Annotated in this window: 17 protein-coding genes; 4 read left to right on the top strand and 13 right to left on the bottom strand. The window is 45.8% G+C overall.

Going from position 1 to position 21,468, the window contains the following annotated elements; genetic code table 11:
* Positions 1-3 precede the first annotated feature (3 nt).
* The 3 genes from menC (at position 4) to H9626_RS12060 (ending at position 2,767) form a co-directional block, all read left to right on the top strand.
* The gene (gene menC / locus H9626_RS12070; RefSeq protein ID WP_191710614.1) at positions 4-1,059 is read left to right on the top strand and encodes an o-succinylbenzoate synthase; all 1,056 of its coding nucleotides are present in this window, start codon (positions 4-6) and stop codon (positions 1,057-1,059) included.
* Between the two features lie 11 nt (positions 1,060-1,070).
* Positions 1,071-2,195, top strand: a complete 1,125-nt coding sequence (locus H9626_RS12065) for an AMP-binding protein (protein ID WP_191710613.1) — start codon at positions 1,071-1,073, stop codon at positions 2,193-2,195.
* A 152-nt stretch (positions 2,196-2,347) separates the two neighbouring features.
* Positions 2,348-2,767, top strand: a complete 420-nt coding sequence (locus H9626_RS12060; protein WP_191710612.1) for a putative signal transducing protein — start codon at positions 2,348-2,350, stop codon at positions 2,765-2,767.
* A 104-nt stretch (positions 2,768-2,871) separates the two neighbouring features.
* On the opposite strand, the gene H9626_RS12055 is transcribed toward H9626_RS12060, so the two are convergent.
* The 13 genes from H9626_RS12055 to H9626_RS12005 all read right to left on the bottom strand — a co-directional run bounded on the left by H9626_RS12055 (position 2,872) and on the right by H9626_RS12005 (position 19,220).
* Complete coding sequence (locus tag H9626_RS12055; RefSeq protein WP_178255813.1) at positions 2,872-4,206, bottom strand: NADP-specific glutamate dehydrogenase; 1,335 nt, start codon at positions 4,204-4,206, stop codon at positions 2,872-2,874.
* 147 nt (positions 4,207-4,353) lie between these two features.
* The gene (locus H9626_RS14935; RefSeq protein WP_225230984.1) at positions 4,354-4,533 is read right to left on the bottom strand and encodes a hypothetical protein; all 180 of its coding nucleotides are present in this window, start codon (positions 4,531-4,533) and stop codon (positions 4,354-4,356) included.
* Positions 4,534-4,653: 120 nt separating this feature from the next.
* Positions 4,654-6,942 carry an NADP-dependent malic enzyme gene (locus H9626_RS12050; RefSeq protein WP_178255812.1) on the bottom strand — a complete coding sequence of 763 codons (2,289 nt, stop codon included), beginning with the start codon at positions 6,940-6,942 and terminating at the stop codon, positions 4,654-4,656.
* 303 nt (positions 6,943-7,245) lie between these two features.
* Positions 7,246-7,833, bottom strand: a complete 588-nt coding sequence (locus H9626_RS12045) for a GrpB family protein (RefSeq protein WP_191710611.1) — start codon at positions 7,831-7,833, stop codon at positions 7,246-7,248.
* A gap of 82 nt (positions 7,834-7,915) precedes the next feature.
* Positions 7,916-8,965 carry a recombinase RecA gene (recA, locus tag H9626_RS12040; protein ID WP_178255810.1) on the bottom strand — a complete coding sequence of 350 codons (1,050 nt, stop codon included), beginning with the start codon at positions 8,963-8,965 and terminating at the stop codon, positions 7,916-7,918.
* 52 nt (positions 8,966-9,017) lie between these two features.
* The gene (bcp, locus tag H9626_RS12035) at positions 9,018-9,467 is read right to left on the bottom strand and encodes a thioredoxin-dependent thiol peroxidase (protein WP_191710610.1); all 450 of its coding nucleotides are present in this window, start codon (positions 9,465-9,467) and stop codon (positions 9,018-9,020) included.
* Between the two features lie 27 nt (positions 9,468-9,494).
* Entirely contained in the window at positions 9,495-10,688 is a 1,194-nt protein-coding gene (locus H9626_RS12030; RefSeq protein ID WP_191710609.1) for a saccharopine dehydrogenase family protein, read from the bottom strand.
* 262 nt (positions 10,689-10,950) lie between these two features.
* A complete protein-coding gene (locus H9626_RS12025; RefSeq protein ID WP_191710608.1) occupies positions 10,951-12,402 on the bottom strand; it encodes a glycoside hydrolase family 125 protein in 1,452 nt (483 codons plus the stop codon).
* Between the two features lie 53 nt (positions 12,403-12,455).
* Positions 12,456-14,945, bottom strand: a complete 2,490-nt coding sequence (locus H9626_RS12020; RefSeq protein ID WP_191710607.1) for a glutaminase domain-containing protein — start codon at positions 14,943-14,945, stop codon at positions 12,456-12,458.
* A 30-nt stretch (positions 14,946-14,975) separates the two neighbouring features.
* On the bottom strand, positions 14,976-16,214 hold the full coding sequence (locus tag H9626_RS12015; protein WP_191710606.1) for a glycoside hydrolase family 76 protein: 1,239 nt from the start codon (positions 16,212-16,214) through the stop codon (positions 14,976-14,978).
* A 230-nt stretch (positions 16,215-16,444) separates the two neighbouring features.
* The gene (locus tag H9626_RS12010; protein ID WP_191710605.1) at positions 16,445-17,671 is read right to left on the bottom strand and encodes a DUF418 domain-containing protein; all 1,227 of its coding nucleotides are present in this window, start codon (positions 17,669-17,671) and stop codon (positions 16,445-16,447) included.
* Positions 17,668-17,790 (bottom strand): hypothetical protein, encoded by a 123-nt coding sequence (locus H9626_RS15045; RefSeq protein ID WP_262891999.1) that lies wholly within the window; start codon positions 17,788-17,790, stop codon positions 17,668-17,670. The genes H9626_RS12010 and H9626_RS15045 overlap by 4 nt, the downstream gene beginning before the upstream one ends.
* Positions 17,791-18,134: 344 nt before the next feature.
* Entirely contained in the window at positions 18,135-19,220 is a 1,086-nt protein-coding gene (locus H9626_RS12005; RefSeq protein ID WP_191710604.1) for a glycoside hydrolase family 43 protein, read from the bottom strand.
* A 169-nt stretch (positions 19,221-19,389) separates the two neighbouring features.
* Here H9626_RS12005 and H9626_RS12000 point away from each other — a divergent pair, with 169 nt between their 5' ends.
* Positions 19,390-21,444 (top strand): beta-L-arabinofuranosidase domain-containing protein, encoded by a 2,055-nt coding sequence (locus tag H9626_RS12000; protein WP_191710603.1) that lies wholly within the window; start codon positions 19,390-19,392, stop codon positions 21,442-21,444.
* The last annotated feature ends 24 nt before the right edge of the window (positions 21,445-21,468 follow it).

Raw genomic sequence — 21,468 nt, 5'->3', positions numbered from 1 at the left:
TCCATGTATCATATTGAAATCATTCCCCGCACACTGCATTTCAAGCAACCGGCAGGCACGTCGCGCGGGGTTTATCATACGCGCCGGGTATGGTATCTTTGGGTTACCGATACGGAAACGGGGCGTTACGGAGTGGGTGAATGTGCGCCCCTGCCCGATTTGAGTTGCGATGCCGTGCCGGAATACGAACAGATATTGTCGCGATTATGTCGTGACGTAGAGCAGAAAGCGGGCATTGATTACGAGGCATTCCGCCCTTATCCGTCGATGCTCTTCGGGATGGAAACGGCATTTCTGCACCTTCATGCCGGAAGTCTGCGCTTCTTCCAGACACCCTTTTCAGCCGGAACGGAGGGGATTCCTATCAACGGGCTTATCTGGATGGGGAACTTCGATGAGATGTACCGACGCATTGAGGAAAAGATGCGCTTGGGATTCCGGTGCATCAAAGTAAAGATTGGGGCCATTGATTTTGACAAGGAACTGGAATTGCTCCACCATATCCGCCAACATTTTTCGCCGGAAGAAATCGAACTGCGGGTTGATGCGAACGGGGCTTTCTCGCCGGAGGATGCTCCGCGCAAGTTGAATGAACTGAACCGTTTTCATCTTCATTCCATCGAGCAACCGATTCGCGCCGGGCAGTGGGAGGCGATGAGCCGACTGTGTGAAGCCGCTCCTTTCCCCATCGCTTTGGATGAGGAACTTATCGGTGTGAACGAGCGTCAGCGGAAAATCGAATTGCTGGAAACGATTCGTCCGCAATACATCATCCTGAAACCTTCCTTGCACGGGGGAATTTACGGGGCGAAAGAGTGGATTGAGCTGGCTGAAGCACGGGGAATCAGCTCATGGATTACCTCGGCATTAGAGTCGAACGTGGGGCTGAACGCCATTGCTCAATGGTGTGCCACGCTTCACCCGTCTATTCCTCAAGGCTTGGGCACGGGATTGCTCTTTACCGACAATGTAGATTATCCGCTTCACATCGAGGGCGATTGCCTCTGGTTTCATCCGGAAGAACCCGAACCAGACTTAAAGCAGTTCCTTAACCTTTAACCGGAAGCGGTATGGATATGTTTATTACAGACATTAAGCAACAGACTATTACCATCGACGGAACGGTTTACGATGCGGATTACTGCGCCGGAGAAATGCTTGCCGACTTCCGCCGACGTTACGGAACGGACAGCTTCTATGCCGAAGTTGCCGAATTCCTTGCCGAGTGGTTTAACGATGATGACCGACTGACGGTACACACTTCCGGCTCGACGGGTGCGCCCAAACCGCTTCGGGTAGAGAAGCATCGGATGATGAACTCCGCCATGCTGACGGTCGATTTCCTCGGACTTCGGCACGGTGACTCCGCCATGCTGTGTATGCCGCTGAAGTACATCGCGGGGAAAATGGTGGTGGTACGCTCGCTCGTGGCAGGGCTGAACCTCCTTCCGGTCACTCCGTGCGGACACCCGATGCAGGCTATCGGCGAGATACCCGTGTTTTCTGCCATGATTCCGATGCAGGTATTCAACAGCCTGCAAACGGACGAGGAACGGAAGCGGCTGATGGATGTGCGCCACCTGATTATCGGCGGCGGAGCCATCGACGAAGCGTTGGGCAAGGCATTGAAGTCGTTTCCTCACGCGGTATGGAGTACCTACGGCATGACCGAAACGCTTTCGCACATCGCTCTGCGGAGACTGAATGGCGAAGAAGCATCGGAATGGTACACGCCTTTCTCGAATGTGGATGTCCGCCTCACACCCGACCATACGCTTGCCATCCATGCCCCGTTGGTCAACCCGGAGCTACTGATAACAAACGACATCGTGGAGTTTAACGCGCGCGGGCAATTCCGCATATTAGGGCGTAAAGACAATACCGTGAACACGGGAGGCGTGAAAGTGCAAATCGAGCAGGTGGAAGCGTCGCTGCGCCCGCTGCTTCCCTGCCCGTTTATGGTGACTTCGGCACCCGACGCCAAATTCGGTGAACGCATCGTGCTGTTGGTTGAAAACTTTGCTCCCGACAGTCCGGCTATCCAGCAGGCGGTTGAAACGCTTCCGGCTTATTGGCGTCCCAAGCAAACGGTGTGCATAACCCGATTGCCGCAAACGGGAACAGGAAAACCCGACCGTGCCACAGCGAAAAAAATAGCTGCCTCAGCCCCTCAAAACCCCATCGGCAAAGACTGAAAAACGCTACCCATAGCGTTACCCAACACAAGCGGATGCGTTCTATTGTTTATCCGCATAAGTTATAGAACGCATCCGCTTGCGTTTTTCGCCTAAATTCTGTAGATTTGTAAACATCTCAAATACCCCTTATTTTCTAATCTAATCACAGCATGAGAACCGTCCGATTAATGACCTGCAACGATGCCTTCCAAGCCCAAATCATCAGCGGAGCACTTGAAAATGAAGGCATTCCATCCGTGCTTCACAATGTGAATACTTCGTACGTATTACGGGGAGCCATCAGCCAGATTGCGGGAGTAGATATTTTTGTTTACGAAGCAGACTACAGCCGTGCACTGGAAATCCTTGAACGAAACGAGATGATTCCCGAACAGCTTAAATACTGCCCCCGCTGTCATTCCGACGACATCCGTTTTGTATTGAAAAAACGCCATCGGCTGCGGGCACTGTTCTCCGGAATCATTGCCGCCCTTGCCGCAGCCCCTCCGGGCACGGAGCATTGGGAATTTGTATGCCGGAACTGCGGAGCGCATTTCGACCGCCCCGTGTCCCGCTACAGCAAGGAGTGAAATAAAAAAGCCACCCTGCTTTCGCGACTTACGCAGCCGCCGAAAACAGGATGGCATAAATGATAAGTAAATAATATGTTCGAGAAACTATCTGTTACGGTTCATCACACGATGCCCTGAGCCATCATTGCGTTGGCTACCTTCATGAATCCGGCAACGTTAGCACCCTTCACGTAGTTGATGTAACCGTCGGGTTCAGTACCATATTTCACGCAAGCCTCGTGGATATTCTTCATGATGCTCTTCAGTTTTTCATCCACTTCTTCTTGGCTCCAGCTCAACTTGATAGAGTTCTGAGTCATTTCCAAACCGGATACAGAAACACCGCCGGCGTTGGCAGCCTTACCCGGAGCGTACAATATCTTAGCGTCTTGGAATACACGGATTGCTTCGGGAGTAGAAGGCATGTTGGCACCTTCAGACACAGCGAATACTCCGTTTGCTACCAATGCTTTGGCATCGTCGCCGTTAATTTCGTTTTGCGTAGCAGAAGGCAGTGCGATGTCGGCTTTTTCGTTCCACGGACGTGCGCCGGCAACATACTTGCAACCGTATTTTTCTGCATATTCGCGGATACGTCCGCGGTACAAGTTCTTCAGTTCCATGATGTAATCCAACTTTTCACGGTCGATGCCATCCGGGTCGTAAATATAGCCGTCAGAATCAGACATCGTAACGACCTTTGCACCCAACTGAATCAGTTTTTCTGCCGTATATTGCGCAACGTTACCCGAACCAGAAACCAAACAAGTTTTACCCTGAATGTCAATGTTGCGGGTTTTCAGCATTTCCAACAAGAAATAGATGTTTCCGTAACCGGTAGCTTCCGGACGAATCAGCGAACCGCCAAACTCACGACCCTTACCGGTCAATACGCCGCTAAACTCACGGGTCAGTTTCTTATACATACCGAACATGTAGCCTACTTCACGACCGCCTACGCCGATATCACCTGCGGGAACATCGGTTTCCGGACCGATATGACGCCATAATTCCAACATAAATGCCTGACAGAAACGCATTACTTCGGCATTGGATTTGCCGCGGGGTGAGAAATCGGAACCACCTTTACCTCCACCCATCGGGAGCGTTGTCAAAGAGTTTTTGAAAGTCTGTTCGAATGCCAAGAACTTCAAGATACCCAAGTTTACAGAACTATGGAAACGAATACCTCCTTTATACGGGCCGATGGCGTTATTATGCTGTACACGGTAACCCATATTGGTTTGGATATTCCCTTTATCGTCCATCCACGTAACACGGAACTGATAAACACGGTCAGGAATGCAAAGGCGTTCAATCAAATTAACCTTATCAAATTCGGGATGCTTGTTGTATTCTTCTTCGATAGTGCTTAACACTTCTTCAACTGCCTGATGATATTCAGGTTCATTCGGAAATCTTCTTTTCAGATCTTCTAAAACTTTAGCTGCATTCATAATGGATCTCTTATTTTAAATTGGTTGTTTTTCTTTGTTTGATGTGACAAAAGTATAGATAATAATTTATTTATACAACATTTCTTCAAGAAAAATCATAAAAAAGTATCAAAACACAAAGTAAAACAAGAGGAAACTGAAGAAAAGCTACTTTCTACCGCCTTTGATTGACTTAATGACAGGAATAAAAACCAATGCCCCTGAAATAAGAATGGTTATAATAAGCGGTCCGTCAATACGCGACGCAGAAGTAAGAACGATGAAACAAAGTGCCGCCCAAAAAAGCGTAAGAATGACACATTGCGTATTATTGAGTGGTTTTCGCATAGAATTACAGGCTTTTTATAAAATACAAATTGACGCAGATTAAACAGATAGCAATTACTATTTATCTGCATAATCCGCGTCAATCCGTATTCTTATCTATTATTTTTATATTTATAAAGATTACTCGTTACCTTTCATTTTCTTTGCAACGATGGCGTCAATGCAGGCAATGGCTGTGATGTTTACAATGTCACGCACTGAGCTTTCGATGTCGGTAAAGTGAATCGGTTTGTTCAATCCCATCTGAATCGGGCCAATCACTTCTGTTTCACTCATGTTTTGGATAAGCTGGTAAGTAGCATTGGCAGAAGTCAGATTGGGGAATACCAGCGTATTGACTTCTTTGCCTTTCAAACGGGTAAACGGATATTTCTCGTCACGCAAGTTATTGTCGAGCGCAAATTTCACTTGCATTTCACCATCGATAGCAAGTTCGGGATAAGTACGGTGCATGTAATCTACCGCTTCGTGTACCTTTGCCGGACTTCCTTCTGCATCTGAACCGAAGTTTGAATAAGAAAGCATAGCCATCACCGGTTCTTGATTGAAGAAACGTACTGCCTTTGCCGACAATTTAGCGATATCAATCAGCGTATCGGTATCGGGGTGGCGGTTAATCAACGTATCGGCAATGAAGTAAGTTCCTTTCTTTGAATTCAGGATGTGCATCGTACCGAAGTGTTTATACTCCGGCTGGATACCAATTACTTCTTTCGCTACTTTGATGGTATTCGAATACTTCGTGTACAGTCCGGTTACGAAAGCATCTGCTTCTCCCGTTTCAACCATCATCATACCGAAGTAGTTGCGTTCGAACATCTTATCGTTAGCTTCCTGATAGTTGGCACCTTCGCGGGCACGCTTTTCGCAAAGAATACGTGCATAACGTTCACGGCGTTCAGCCTCGCGGTCGTGGCGCAAGTTTACGATTTCGATGCCTTCCAGATTCAAATCCAACTCTTTGGCCAGCTTCTCGATGCGCTCTTCGTTGCCCAGCAAAATCGGGTTACAGATACCTTCCGCCTTAGCTTCGACAGCGGCTTTCAGCATGTTGGGGTGGATGCCTTCGGCAAATACCACACGCTGCGGGTCTTGACGAGCCGTTTCATACAGTTGACGAGTCAGCTTGTTTTCCTGTCCCATCAACTCGCGCAAATGATTCTTGTAACCGTTCCAGTCGGTAATCTGCTTACGCGCTACGCCTGAATCCATCGCAGCTTTGGCTACCGCCATTGACACTTCGGTTATCAAGCGCGGGTCTACCGGTTTCGGGATAAAATAGTCCGGGCCGAACGTCAGGTTATTAACATGATAAGCTGCATTCACTACGTCGGGGACGGGCTTTTTAGCCAATCCAGCGATGGCGCGTACGGCAGCCAATTTCATTTCTTCATTGATAGCTTTTGCACGTGTATCCAATGCTCCACGGAAAATGTACGGGAATCCGATTACATTATTAATCTGGTTCGGATAGTCGGAACGTCCGGTTGACATCAATACATCGGGACGGGAAGCCATCGCATCCTCGTAAGAGATTTCCGGAGTAGGATTAGCCAGCGCGAACACAATCGGATGGTCTGCCATGCTGCGCACCATATCTTGCGTCAAAACGTTACCTTTCGACAAACCGAGGAATACGTCGGCACCTTTGATGGCTTCTGCCAGCGTGTGGATGTCGGTGCGGTCGGTTGCAAAGAACTTCTTCTGTTCGTTCAGGTCGGTACGCTGTTTTGAGATAACACCTTTACTGTCCAGCATTACCACATTCTCCAAACGTGCACCGAGCGACAGATACAATTTCGTACATGAAATGGCCGATGCTCCGGCTCCGTTCACTACAATCTTTACATCTTCTATCTTCTTACCGGCTACTTCCAAAGCGTTCACCAGTCCGGCGCTTGAGATGATAGCCGTACCGTGCTGGTCGTCGTGCATCACCGGAATATCCAGTTCTTCTTTCAAGCGTTGCTCTATCTTAAAGCACTCCGGCGCCTTGATATCTTCCAAATTTATACCACCGAAAGTAGGAGCAATCGCCTTTACAGCCTCTATAAACTTATCCGGGTCTTTTTCGTTTACTTCAATATCGAATACGTCGATGCCTGCATAGATTTTAAACAACAATCCTTTACCTTCCATAACAGGCTTACCGCTCACTGCTCCTATATCGCCCAGTCCCAATACTGCCGTACCGTTTGAGATAACAGCCACCAAGTTTCCTTTATCGGTATAATCGTAAGCCGTTTCGGGGTCTTTCTGGATTTCCAGACACGGTTCGGCTACCCCCGGCGAATAAGCCAATGACAAGTCGCGTTGTGTTTGATAAGGTTTTGTGGGAACGACTTCTATTTTTCCCGGTTTTCCCTGCGAGTGATACAGCAGGGCAGCTTCTTTTGTTATTTTAGCCATAATGTTTTTCGGTTTTATAAGTTTCGGCGCAAATATACATAAATTTCTAATTGAAGAAATCTATATTTTGTTAATTTGGAAGTTGGTTTAACTAAGAAACTTCTCCGGCGAAAGCAAAATACGAAATCGTCCGATGTCGTGCCTCCCCCAAACGCTACCGTTAGTGTCGGTCATCCCATGCGGTAGCGTTGGCCAATTCTATTCGGAAGACCGTCCGGTTCTACCGTTAGAATTTTCCTTATTTTCAGCCTATCGGTAAATGGCTAAGAACAAGCTCATTACAAAATTCGATAAACTGATTTTTTATTCAAATGCTCCGCTACCCGACAAACCAGATAAAATAAACAAAACCGGCTTTACGGATAATACAGCCGCTGCATCGGAGGCATACCAAGCCAATGCTTTCGCCTCAAGTTGTTTCATAAATCCATCCTTTCCGTCGCAATATCCTTCGATGTCATGAGGAAAGCGCAAGGCAAGTTCTTGCTTCAAAGCTCCGTAATGAGCCGCTTCCGAGGGGTGGGTGCGCAAATAATCCCTCACAGCCAAATGACGGTCGATGTCTGTACGGTTATCTTGCTGAAACACATGCACCTGATGCGTACGGTTATCGCCTCCTTTACGAAAGTAACGGCGTCCGGATATGCCGAACTCACCCATACATTCATAACCTAACCGTTCGAATTCCAGATTCAACCGGTCGATGCGGTTAATGTCTTTTACCACAGGCATGATGTCAATAATCGGTTTGGCTGCCAATCCGGGCACAGACGTACTGCCGATGTGGTAAATAGCCACCAATTCGTTTCTCAAAATGTTACGCAAACAAAAAGATTCTTGTCGGTACATTCTTTCCCAATCAGGATTATAAGGTACTACTTTTACTTCCATACGGATTTGTTGCAAATAAAAAAATCCCGACTCTCTATGAGAAAAGAGTCGGGACGTTATCTGATTCGGGATTTTCCGAATCTTAATCTTTATCCTTCAAGGCTGCAAAGATTAATCCCTCCAACTCTTCTGCCAGTTCCGGATTATCTTTGATGCATTGTTTCGCTGCATCACGACCTTGCCCTAACTTCGTATCGTTGTAGCTATACCATGAGCCGCTCTTCTTGATGATTCCCAAGTCGGCTCCCAAGTCGATGATTTCGCCGCTGTGAGAAATTCCTTCACCGAACATGATATCGAACTCTGCCTTGCGGAACGGAGGAGCCACTTTGTTCTTCACCACCTTTACGCGGGTTTGGTTTCCGATAACTTCTTCACCGTCTTTTATCGGCTGCCCCTTGCGGATATCCAGACGCACGGATGCGTAGAACTTCAGGGCGTTACCGCCGGTAGTGGTTTCGGGATTCCCGAACATCACACCGATTTTCTCGCGCAACTGGTTGATGAAAATACATGTGGTGTTCGTCTTACTGATAGTTGAGGTCATTTTACGCAGCGCCTGCGACATCAGTCTCGCCTGCAAACCTACTTTGTTATCGCCCATGTCTCCCTCGATTTCCGCTTTCGGAGTCAAGGCTGCCACCGAGTCGATAACAATAATGTCGATAGCCGATGAGCGTATCAACTGTTCGGCTATTTCGAGTGCCTGCTCACCGCTGTCGGGCTGCGAAATCCACAGGTTGTCGATATCCACACCCAGCTTAGCAGCATAGAAACGGTCGAACGCATGTTCGGCATCGATAAACGCCGCAATGCCTCCCGCTTTCTGCGCTTCGGCAATGGCATGGATAGCCAGTGTGGTTTTACCGGACGACTCCGGACCGTAAATCTCGATGATACGTCCCTTCGGATAGCCGCCTACACCAAGAGCCGCATTCAGCGCGATAGAGCCGGTAGGAATCACCTCTACCTCTTGGACGTGTTCGTCGCCCATCTTCATGATAGAGCCTTTACCGAAGCTCTTCTCTATCTTGTCCATCGCTGCCTGAAGTGCTTTCAGCTTTTCACTGTTATTGGGCTTCGGAGTGTTTTCCACTCCACCTTCAAACTCTAATTCGTCTTTTTTTGCCATCTATTCTTTCAATTTAAGTAACAAACCGAACGGCGAACAATGCCACCGCCGATTATTTTAAAATCTGAGCAGCATGGTCTTTGGTCTTTACCTCTTTCGGCGATATGATTCGTTCGATCACCCCTTCTTCGTTAATGATGAAGGTGGTACGAAACGTACCCATATACTTACGACCGTACATGCTCTTTTCTCCCCATACTCCAAACTCCTGTACCAGCTTCTGGTCGGTATCGGCTATCAGGGTAAAAGGAAGTTGATTTTTCTCGATAAACTTTTGGTGCGATTTTGCATCGTTAATGCTTACGCCTACCACCTCATAACCTGCCTTCCGGAGTTCGTCATAATTATCGCGCAGGTTACAAGCCTGTGCCGTACAGCCGGAAGTCATGTCTTTCGGATAAAAATATAACACCAACTTCTTCCCTTTATAGCTGCTCAAACGAATTTCTTCTCCTTTTTCGTTCAAGCCTAATACTTCGGGAGCTTTATCTCCTACGTTCATTCTCCTTGTTCTTGTCTTTAGTAATGATTACAGTTCAAGGTCGCCGTCGAACACTTCATGCCACGGCAAACCATTCTTGTTCAGTTCTTCCATAAACGGATCGGGATCGAACTCTTCTACGTTCCATACCCCCGGACGCTTCCACAGTCCTTTCAGGAACATCATGGCGCCAATCATAGCCGGAACTCCCGTGGTGTAGCTTACGCCCTGCATACCTGTTTCTTGGTAAGCAGCCTGATGTGAACAGTTATTATATACATAATAGGTATGTTCTTTTCCGTCTTTGATACCGCGGATTCGGCAACCGATGGAAGTTTCTCCCTCGTAGTTTTCGCCCAAGTCTTGCGGATTCGGCAACACAGCTTTCAGGAACTGCAAAGGAACAATCTCCATGCCGTTATAATTGATAGGCTCTATGCTTGCCATTCCGATGTTTTGGATTACACGCAGATGGGTAAGGTATTCCTGACCGAACGTCATCCAGAAACGGGCACGCTTGATGGTTGGGAAATTCTTAACCAGCGATTCCAACTCTTCATGATACAGCAGGTAAGAATCGCGCGGACCGATGTTAGGATAAGTCAAATCTTTGTGGAACTCCAGCGGTTTCGTAGTTACCCACTTGCCATCTTCATAGTAACGGCCGTTTTGGGTAATCTCACGGATATTGATTTCGGGATTGAAGTTCGTAGCAAACGCTTTGTGATGATTTCCGGCGTTACAGTCTACAATATCCAGATATTGAATTTCGTCGAAATGATGTTTGGCGGCATAAGCCGTATAGATACCGCTTACTCCCGGGTCGAATCCGCATCCCAAGATAGCAGTCAGTCCCGCTTCTTCGAAACGCTGCTTGTATGCCCACTGCCAGCTATACTCGAAGTGAGCTTCGTCTTTGGGTTCGTAATTCGCCGTATCCAAGTAATTCACGCCTGCCTTCAGACATGCCTCCATGATAGTCAAATCCTGATACGGAAGCGCTACGTTAATAACGATTTCGGGTTTAAAACTGTTGAATAAAGCCACCAGTTCGTCCACATTGTCCGCATCAACCTTAGCAGTTTTAATGTTAGGGTTACCGATTGCTTTCACAATCGCATCACATTTTGACTGGGTACGACTCGCAATCATCACTTCCGTAAATACGTCGGGATGCTGAGCCACTTTGTGTGCAACCACGGTTCCTACACCGCCTGCACCGATGATTAATACTTTACTCATTGATTTCTATAAAACTTTAATGCCCGGCAACGTCACCGTTCATGTATGCAAATATACGGAATATTCCCAATTCGGAACGCATAAAATCAAGATGTATTTCGGAACTTTGCAGAATTTTATCACCTTACAAGTCTGAAAGAATGAGATGGCGGCTTCTTCAACTACCGCCGGAAACGCTACCGCATAAAATAAGGAAAGCATCGGCTTAAATGTATAAAAACATGCCGATGCTTTCTTTCACGCTATGAGTTAAGTTTTTGTATCACTGAATGCTGTTCAACAGATCTACTTTACCTTCGTTCACCAGCTTCAATATCAGTTCTCCGAAGAGCGTATTTTGCCATGCAAACCAAGCCCGGGTAAACTTCGCCGGATTATCTTTGTGGAAGGATTCGTGCATAAATCCTGTACCGGCATCTGTATCCATCAACATTTTAATGCAACGTTTGATTTCTTCATCGTTTTGACTGGTAAAGGCTTTCATCATGATACTCATCGGCCAAACCATGTCATACCCGATGTGTGGTCCTCCAATACCTTCACCTGCTGTTCCGCGGAAGAAATAAGGATTGTCTTCGCTCCACACGAAACGGCGGGTATTCTGATAAACCGGGTCGTTTACATCTACGTCGCCCAAATAAGGCATTGCCAGCAGGCTGGGTACATTCGCATCGTCCATCAAAATATGATTGCCGAAACCATCTACCTCGAAAGCATAAATCTTTCCGTACTTCGGATGATTATAAACCGCATATTGTTTTAATGCCGTTTCCACTTCGTCTGCCAACGTTGTGCATTCGGCAGCCAAGTCTGCTTTTTTATTGACTGTTTGCAATATCTCTGCCGCTTTACGCAAAGAAGACACGGCAAAGAAGTTTGAAGGAACCAAGAACTGCATGTTTGTAGCATCGTCAGACGGACGGAACGTGGATACGATCAGGCCGACCGGTTTTACCGGACGTCCCCATCCGTCGCAAGGAACCGTATCCAATGCGCGTTCGGTTTTGCGCTGGAACTTATAAGGACCTGTTCCGTCTTTACGTTGCTGCTCCTTAAACGTTTGCAGGATATTGGCTATCGCTTTCAGCCAGTCTTCGCCAAAAACAGAGCTGTCACCCGTAACCTTCCAATAATGATACGCCAAACGTAAGGGGTAACATAACGAATCAATCTCCCATTTGCGTTCGTGTAACTCCGGTTTCATATCCGTCAGGTCGCTCATCCATTCTCCGCCCGTAGCCCCATCATTAAACGCATTGGCGTAAGGATCAATATTGATACACATCCACTGGCGGTTGATAACACCTGCTATCATTTCTTTCAGTGCAGCATCTTCGTTTGCCAACTGCACATAAGGCCACACTTGAGCGCCGGAGTCGCGCAACCACATGGCATGGATATCTCCGGTATATACAAAGGTATCCGGACGACCATCCTCAAAATGGCGGAAATGAACCGTCGTATCCAACGTATTGGGGAAACAATTCGTAAACATCCAAGCCAATTTGGTATTAGTCAGCAACCGACAAACTCTTTCGATTTGCTTTTCTACGGCATCGGAATGGAACAAACGTTTATCCGGAGCCGGACGATTATCCTGCTTTATCGCATCATTCGTACACACATAAGACGTTTCTGCCGTTATCGCATTCGCTTGCGAAACGCAGGCGAATGCTGATAACAAACATACTCCGGTTATCAAATTCTTTTTCATATACATCTTTTTTAAGTCAGACAAAAATACAAAATACATTGCTTCCCGCCCGATTATTTTCCTAATTTATCCTTTAGCACCTTCATCCAATAACCACCAATAACAGAACGTGCTTGGAAGCCTCTCTGATTAGGTTCTAACGTCCAGTTCCAGTCGGTCATGGGAACGCGATCTACCGTTTCATTCATAAACGTATAGATAGGAGCGATGAATTTTTCGAAAGTAGCACGGTCTTGCGCCATTGTTGCCGTCCACATAATCCAGTCATTCTTGGTATAGGTTTCACGGTTATCCAACGGAACTCCATATTTATTTTCTTTTGTCTGGTAATATGCCAGTTCTTTTTCTACCACTTCTCTCGGGAAAAGATTAAAGCCTAACAGTTCATCCCATACCAGATTATATTTCAAGCTCCACGTACCGGGCTTGTCGAATGTCAGACGGTAATGGTCACCATCGTCAGCCATCTTTAACCATTCGCCCGCCATCTCTTTGGCTTTTTCCATATACTTGTTCGAAATGTCTTTCATTCCTTGCTTGTCTGCCAAATACGCATAAGAAGCCACACCCATAATTGCTTTGATAGACAGGTTTGTGTTATGGGCAAAATGTCCTGCAAAATCATCCGTACATAACTGATTTTCGGGGTCAAGACCATTCTCAGCCAAATAGTTTGCCCATGTAGTCAATACATCCCAATGCTTAGCCGCATAGTCCGGATTTCCTTCTATCACGGCGATGGCTGCGCTCAAAATCATCATGTTTCCGGTTTCTTCAATCGGCATATCACCCCCGTATACCTGTCCGTTTGCCAACGGATAAGTACCCAAATCATGCGCTGCAAAAGGTTTCGGCCATTTGCCACTTTCGCTATATTGGAATATACCGTTCATCATGCCTTTCAGCAAATTCGGATTATAAACCAAGAACAAAGGAGAAGAAGGATAAGTTAAATCCACGGTATTGATACATCCGTTACTGAAGTTCTCTTTCGACATGAACAGCAGTTCACCGTCGGGCGACTCAACCAGCTTGTGTGCAGCCATTACCTGCCGATAAGCCAGCGCACATAACTCAGCGTACTTTCTGCCTCCAGCTTGTTCTGCTTCGCCTATCAGTTTCGCATCAAATTCGGTACAGCGTTTCATCAATGTGCTATACTCTTGCGTTGCTTTTTCCAACTGGGTAAAGATAGTCTGATCGTTCTTACGATTCCAATACGGACGCAAATTAGTACCGAAGTATTGCAGTGAGTAAATATCATCGTAAGCCAGCATCAGATATCCCGTATCCGATTTGACATTACCCATCTTACAAGCGATAGCCAATTTATTCATTCCGTCGGTCGACTGTTCTTTCAGCGTACCATCGGCCAAGAAACTTTGACGCAACAAGGCTCCGTCACCGGCGCCAACCTTCAAACGATTGTCATCAGGCGCTGCAAAATAAAAATATCCCCAGTCGATGCGCAAATCATCTCCCCGTTTCGCCAATATGTTCTGCTCAACACTTCCGGTGCTGGCGTAAACGATACCATTCTCATTTCCGGTTTTACTTACCGATTTCTGATAGGGTTGGTCAATCGCCCATTGCGGACCTGCTTCGAAATACAATTCCACATCGTGTTTTTGATTGTCTTTCGATTGAACTTCGTAAGTAAGATAGTTAACCGGACGAGTCATCAGGTCTAAATCATCCATCAACAGCGGAGCGGTAAAAGTCAGTTTCAAGTCAACGTTCCCGCAGTTAAACGTATAATAAGTCTGAGTAGCCTGAGCGTCTACCGAAGTCTGTACAGCGGTCTCGGCAAAGAATCGGGTATCGTCTTTTTCTGCCAGCAAGCCAAAATCCAACAAACCATTTCCCACACGGTTACGGCAATAGGCAGCGATTATGTTTTCTCCCTTTTTCAACGAAGCAACTGCTTCTTCGGGAAGTTTGGCATACACATACTTTTTCGCCGAATTGCCTGTTTCGATCACCTTTATACCATTTACATAAATGATTACGTCATCGTCGTGCGAGTATTCCAAATACAAGTTTTTCTTCGACAAATCGTCGGTTATGTTTACCGTACGGCGTACCCAAATGTATTCACTTCCCCATTGAGTTTTTGCAGTAGGCTCGTTTTCTTTCGTTCCGAATGCTCCCGGAGCCGTTTTCCATGCAGCATCGTTAAATCCGGCCTTTTCCCAACCCGATACGGGTTCGGCAGTCGTATATTTTCCTTCCCAGTCACATTGCTCGGAGGTTCCACATATCGGATATAGTTCCAGTTCTTCTTCTCCCATGAAACGATATGCTTTGCCGTCTACTTTAGCAACTCCCAGTAAAGGGAAGTTCTTGCCCGTCCAGTGTTTTACCGGAGCATCATATAATTGATTAGACATCGACCACGCACTGGTGTAAGGGTCAATCGTTACCAACGGATAAGCCGGAGCACGTAATTCGTTTTTAGCATGTTGTTCCGACTGCTGTTTTCCTCCTCCGCAACCAACCAGCAGAGCGGTTGTTGCTACATAAACTAATGTTGTCAGTCTCATATTTTTATTTTTTTTGATGATACATGATTTTCACTTTACAGTATTGTCAGGGAAGAGCAACATCAAAGCGGGAATACCGGATGCCGAATAACTGTCTATCACCTGATTTCCGCTCACCGCCTCATCGTATATTCCTCCGCAAATGATGCGGTTCTTATCGCGGTTACTCCACCCGCAGTCTATCGTATGCTCCAAGAAAGGAAGGTATTGCGATTGTCCGCAATCGTAAACCAACATGGCGATGTATTGTGCGAATATAGCCGTATAAATACCTTGCTCGATTCCGCTTTCAAAAGGAAGCACACCGGCAGGCGACATGTCTTTCACCGTATAGTCTGCGGCAAGGATGGCGTTATCCAGATAACGGCGTTCACCCGTAGCCTGATACAGCATTACCGAGCCTCCGATAAAAGTCGCCTGATTATATACGTGGGCTTTCCAGTCCGGTTCATGCGTTCCGTGTCGGCTGTCTGCCACCCGCCCCGTCGATTTGTCGAACAGGTTATTTACCCCCCACTCATAAATTTCTTTCGCTTTTTCCAGATACTGTGCTTTGGTTTGGTAGTTCCAATCCGCCTCCTCCGGTTCGCGCCTGCCTGCGGGTACATTTTTATAAAGCGTCATCGCCGCTACCACCGTAGGGAAATTGATACAAGCCATCTTGCCGTCGCGGTCGCTGTCATTCGGTTTCGGGTTATGGATAGGTTGCCACTGCCAGAACATGCCGCCTTTTTTCTCGTCGTACGAGCCGGTATCCCCTACCCGCTTCGAACCGTTCCATACCCGACTGAAACTTGCCTCGGCCAGTTTCAGGTATTCTTTGTCGCCAAACAATTCGTAAGCACGGGCAAGCGTAATAGTCCACCACTGAATATCATCGTAGATAAACCAGCCGGTGTTTTCGTTATTGTCATGGAAATCGAAGCCTACATAGTGAGCTTTATTTCCCTCAAAGATTTTCCGACTTAACGCCTTGTACTTTTTTTCGCGCTCTGTGTCTTTCTGCGAACGGGCAAGACGATATGCATTCATCGCCATATCCCAATAAATAGGCTGACACCAAATTGCCGCTGCTCCATTTCCACGGTCTACGGCACGAGGAAAAGAAGTATCCGTTTTATAAATATACTTCAGGGAATCAAGGTAATTACGATTAAAACCTTCGTAAGCCTCCCATACATCTGCACGAGTATAGCGCAACGTCGCACACATCCCTGAAAGTCCGACGGCCCAACATCCGATTAACAATAATATTTTTCTTGTCTTCATACTAACTAATGTTTTTATATATATCGATACTAAAACCTATGCATTAATTGAACCCATTGAATTTTTTCCGCTAACGGAAGCGCGGGCAAAATGTCTCCTCCGTTATACCCGAAAAACGCTACCGTTAGCGTTGGTCAACTCATGCGGTAGCGTTGACCGGTTCTACCCATAGTGTTGATGCGTCCTATGGGTAGCGTTTTCAAGCCCTCTGCCGAGCCAGATAAACCCTCTTAAACAAGCCCTTTTACGGTGTTACGCTTAAACGGAACTCTGCAGAGCCATGTACAAATTCTCCACAGCCACTCTACCGGTCCATAATAGAACCGTTTCATCCACCAATTACTATAAGCTATTTGTATTATGCAGAAAAAGATACCGAACATAAAACTTTCAAGATAATTCAGCGACACAGCCCCATTTAACCCAAAGCCGTAGAAAACACAAACGCCGACAAAACTTTGCATCATGTAGTTTGTTACACTCATTCTGCCTACCGGAGCCAAATAATCTAAAATCTTGCGTCCGCCGTATCGGTAATACAACAGTATCAGTCCGCAAACGTAAACCATCATCTGCCCTAAATTACCGTATGTTTTAAACATGGTCTGTCCTACCCGCAATGCAAAATCTTTTACTCCCCAATAAGGAAGCAAATAAGCTATCGCATAGAACACGGCAAAAAACGCCAACGCATACGGCAAAACCAGCTTGCTGTAATTTACCATCCGAACTTCGTCTTTATGGATTCCCGAACGTCCGATCAGCATACCGATGATAAACAACCCCAACAACTGCAAATAGCGGTAATTATTAAACACCCACAACACCTTAGCCCATTGTCCGCGCCACAGATTGAAATCAATCACATCGGCAAACGAACCGTGAATAAACACAGAAGCACAGGTTTCATAAAGGCGATTCATTTCGACCACCAAATCGGTAGGCTGGTTCGGCACGTTGTTCTCCAGCAAGGAAACAAAACTGATTACTGCGGGAATTTGCAGGAACAGCAACACAGCCAATCCTATCAGCCACTTGGTGGGGACTTTATATAAAGGTATAAGAAACAGTCCTAACAAAGCGTAGACTACAAAGAACTCACCCAAATACATCAGTCCGTTAATATAGCCGAACAATAACAACAGCACCATACGCCAAACAAAACGTCCTCTGAAATCTACTCCCTTACTTGCCTGAGAATCCATCTGCATGAAAAAGCTCAGTCCGAACAACAAAGAAAACATGGCATACGACTTTCCGGCAAACAGGAAATTCAGCGTATCAAAGACTCCCGTATCTACCCGCTGCCAGAACGGATTATCTACAACCGGCACCAAAGTCAGGTCAAAACGCTCCATGCAATGCCACAACAGAATACCTACCAATGCAAATCCTCTAAGCGCATCAATCGAATGAATGCGTTTGGGAGGAGCAATCCGATGAACATGATTATTCATAACATCCCGACGTTGAAGATTTCTATACTCGATTGTTCCGAAAGCGGAGCATAATCCTTTATTGATACACAGGCTACGGGCGTTGCAGCATGAGTGTGATTGGTAAATACGTTTTTCATCGTTTTCAGGTTTAATAAAGATAATGTGTTAATTCTCTGCTGCAAAACTAACGAACGCAAGTAACGAATGATAGAAATAGTCATTCAAAAAACAGAAAAAACAGTTCACCAACCAGTCTTTTCACCATTTAACGCCCCGCAGGCATTATAACTTGCCTTTTCTTACGCTTGAGGGCTGTTGCCTCCGGTTTGTTCCATTGCAAAAAATAAGTCGGCATCTTTTATCAGACGACGACTTATTTTATCGGATAACAATCTCAATTTCGAACCAACAGATTCCCTTTTTCTACCCATAACACCGCCTCAGGCTGTCGGGGTAAAGATGACATTTTTACCAGCTAAAATTATAATCCGGAAGGTTTAGGCAAGGGAACTCCTAATTTTACAGGCTTCCCAAATACGGGCATCCCGTTTTTATCCCATTCTATTTTTTGCATACGTATGCTTCTCGACTCATTATCACCGGTTATGCCGTTGGGTATTGCACGGGCATGATACAGTACATACCATTCTTTCCCATCGGGAGAAGGAACAAACGAAAGGCTTCCCGGACTGAATACACTATCTTGAGGCGACTGCGAAAATACCGGTTTATCGTCTTTATGCCAAGAATCCGGGTTCAACAAATCAGCATCGGTATCGGCAGTGAGCATCCCTATGCAATAATAGGGAGACCAACATCCGCTTGCCGAATAGTATAATATCAGCTTTTGTCCGTCGCGCGAATGAAACAACTGAGGAGCCTCGTTTACATAAATCGGATAAGCCGTACGGCTTCCGTCGGGATTCACCCACTGTCGTTCCCAACTATATTCCGGCTTCGACAACATAACCCGCTTGGTATCCAGTGTCCACGGATTTTTCATCCGAGCGATATAAATGCATTGGGTTTCTTCCATGATACGTCTTTGAGGCCAGCCCGACCAAATCAAGTATTGAACTCCTTTATGAACAAAAGTTGAAGCATGAATCCCCCAGTTCCAATCCGGATTCGTCATAATCGCTCCTTTCAGTTTAAATGTTCCTTCCAATGGAGTTGCAGCCTCATTCTCTAATACATAAATCTGATGATTATCCGTATTGCCATTATCGGCAGCATAATAGATGTACCATTTGTCATTTATCCGATGAATCTCCGGCGCCCACAAATTATATTTATTGTTAGGGTCGGCAGAACGCCACACTTCTTTATAAATAGCATGTTGCATATCTGTAATATCTTCTGTCTCCCACACCCAAATCATATCGTTGGTTTCATGCGTATAATAATATTTCCCTTTATAAAAAATAGCACTGGGAGAACTTCCTGTACCAAACAAAGGATTGGTAAAGGTTGACACCGTTTTGCCGCTTTCGGCATTCGGATTATTCCGACAGGCACCCATCATACACATAAGAATAAACAAAGGCACGTAACAAACTAATTTCATAACAATATTTCGTTGGGTATGTAACATGCAGCCAAAATTATACATTTCAACCAACAATTCAAGAAGAAATGGTCAGTTTTTATCTTTTATTTGACAAAACCTATCCACAAAAGAAAAAATAAATGGCAACCTTTGTATGTAGATTAAAACATCAAAAAAACATATTATCATGAAAAACATCAGTAAAGTAAAAGGAATGCTGTTTTGTGCGGCACTGTCAATGTGTTGTTCATGTAACCATACATCTACAGAGTTTAGTGTAACCATGACAGACCGACCAGACAGAATGGAACAGAATCCAAACTATGCGAATAATCGTTCTCCACTGCAACCGTCGCATTTCTTAAAACTTCCGGTAGGAAGTATCAAGCCGGAAGGATGGTTAAGAAAGTATTTGGAACTGCAACGAGACGGACTGACCGGTCACTTAAACGAAATCAGTGCATGGCTGGAAAAGGAAAATAATGCTTGGCTCACCAATGGAGGCGATCATGGATGGGAAGAAGTTCCGTATTGGTTGAAAGGCTACGGAAATCTGGCTTACATCTTAGGCGATGAGAACATGATAAACGAAGCTAAAACATGGATTGAAGCAGCCATAAACAGCCAGCGTCCCGATGGATCGTTTGGTCCGATAAACATGAAAGGCGATAAGCCTGAACTCTGGGCGCAAATGATTATGTTATGGTGTCTGCAATCTTATTATGAATATACCAACGATTCGCGTGTGCTAACTTTAATGACCAATTTCTTCAAATGGGAGTTAAGTTTGCCTGACGATAAATTTTTAGAGGATTACTGGGAAAATAGCCGCGGTGGAGATAATTTGCTTAGCGTATATTGGTTATACAATAAAACTGGTGAATCTTTCTTGTTAGAGTTAGCTGAGAAGATACATCGCAACACTGCCGATTGGACAAGACCTTCTACGTTACCCAACTGGCATAACGTGAACGTTGCGCAATGTTTCCGCGAACCCGCCACTTACTACATGCTTGATAAAGATTCTGCTTTATTAGCTGCTTCATACAATGTACATCATCTGATCAGACGCACATTCGGACAAGTGCCGGGAGGTATGTTCGGCTCTGATGAAAATTGTCGCATGGGCTATATCGATCCCCGGCAGGGCGTAGAAACTTGCGGAATGGTGGAACAAATGGCTTCGGATGAAATCATGCTCCGCATGACGGGTGATCCTTTTTGGGCTGAACATTGTGAAGATGTAGCATTCAATACTTATCCGGCAGCAACCATGCCTGATTTTAAGGCGTTGCGTTACATCACCTGCCCGAATCATGTGATAAGCGATTCGAAAAACCATCATCCGGGCATTGATAACTCCGGACCTTTCCTTGCCATGAACCCTTTCAGCAGCCGCTGCTGCCAACATAACCATGCACAAGGATGGCCTTACTATACCGAGCATCTGGTATTGGCTACTCCCGATAACGGAGCAGCTTTAGCTCTGTATGCTTCTTGCAAAGCGACCATGAAAGTAGGAGACGGACAGCAAATCGCTATTCATGAAGAAACGAACTATCCGTTCGATGAAGTCATCCGGTTGACTGTTCAAACAGACAAGGAAGTGGAATTCCCGCTTTACTTGCGTATTCCTACTTGGGCAAACCAAGCACAAATCCATATCAACGGACAGAAAGTTACGACTCCTGTTACCAGCGGACAATATGCTTGTATCCGCCGCACTTGGAAAAACGACGATAAAGTGGAACTGACGTTACCCATGCAACTCAGTTTGCGTACATGGCAAGTAAACAAGAACAGCGTAAGCGTAAACTATGGACCACTCACCATGTCGTTAAAAATACAAGAGAAATATGTAAAGAGCGACAGTAAAGAAACTGCAATCGGCGACTCACAATGGCAAAAAGATGCCGATGCAAGCCAATGGCCTACGTATGAAATCTATCCCGACTCGCCGTGGAATTACTCATTGGTATTAAACAAAGACAATGCGCTGAAAGATTTCAAAGTAATCAAAAAACAATGGCCTGCCGACAATTTCCCCTTCACGCAGGAAAACGTTCCTCTTGAAATCAAAACCGTAGGACGACAGATTCCAAGCTGGAAGGTAGACCAATACGGACTTTGCCATGAACTGCCCGAAGCCGATGCTCCCAAAAGGGAAAAAGAAGAAATCACCTTAATACCGATGGGAGCTGCCCGACTCCGAATCAGCGCGTTCCCTAACACTTACGAATAATTCATTAACCTATTTATTATTACA

Origin of the sequence: Phocaeicola faecium (assembly GCF_014837055.1) — a bacterium.
Lineage (GTDB): Bacteria > Bacteroidota > Bacteroidia > Bacteroidales > Bacteroidaceae > Phocaeicola > Phocaeicola gallinarum.
This window is presented reverse-complemented; position numbering and strand designations above follow the sequence as displayed.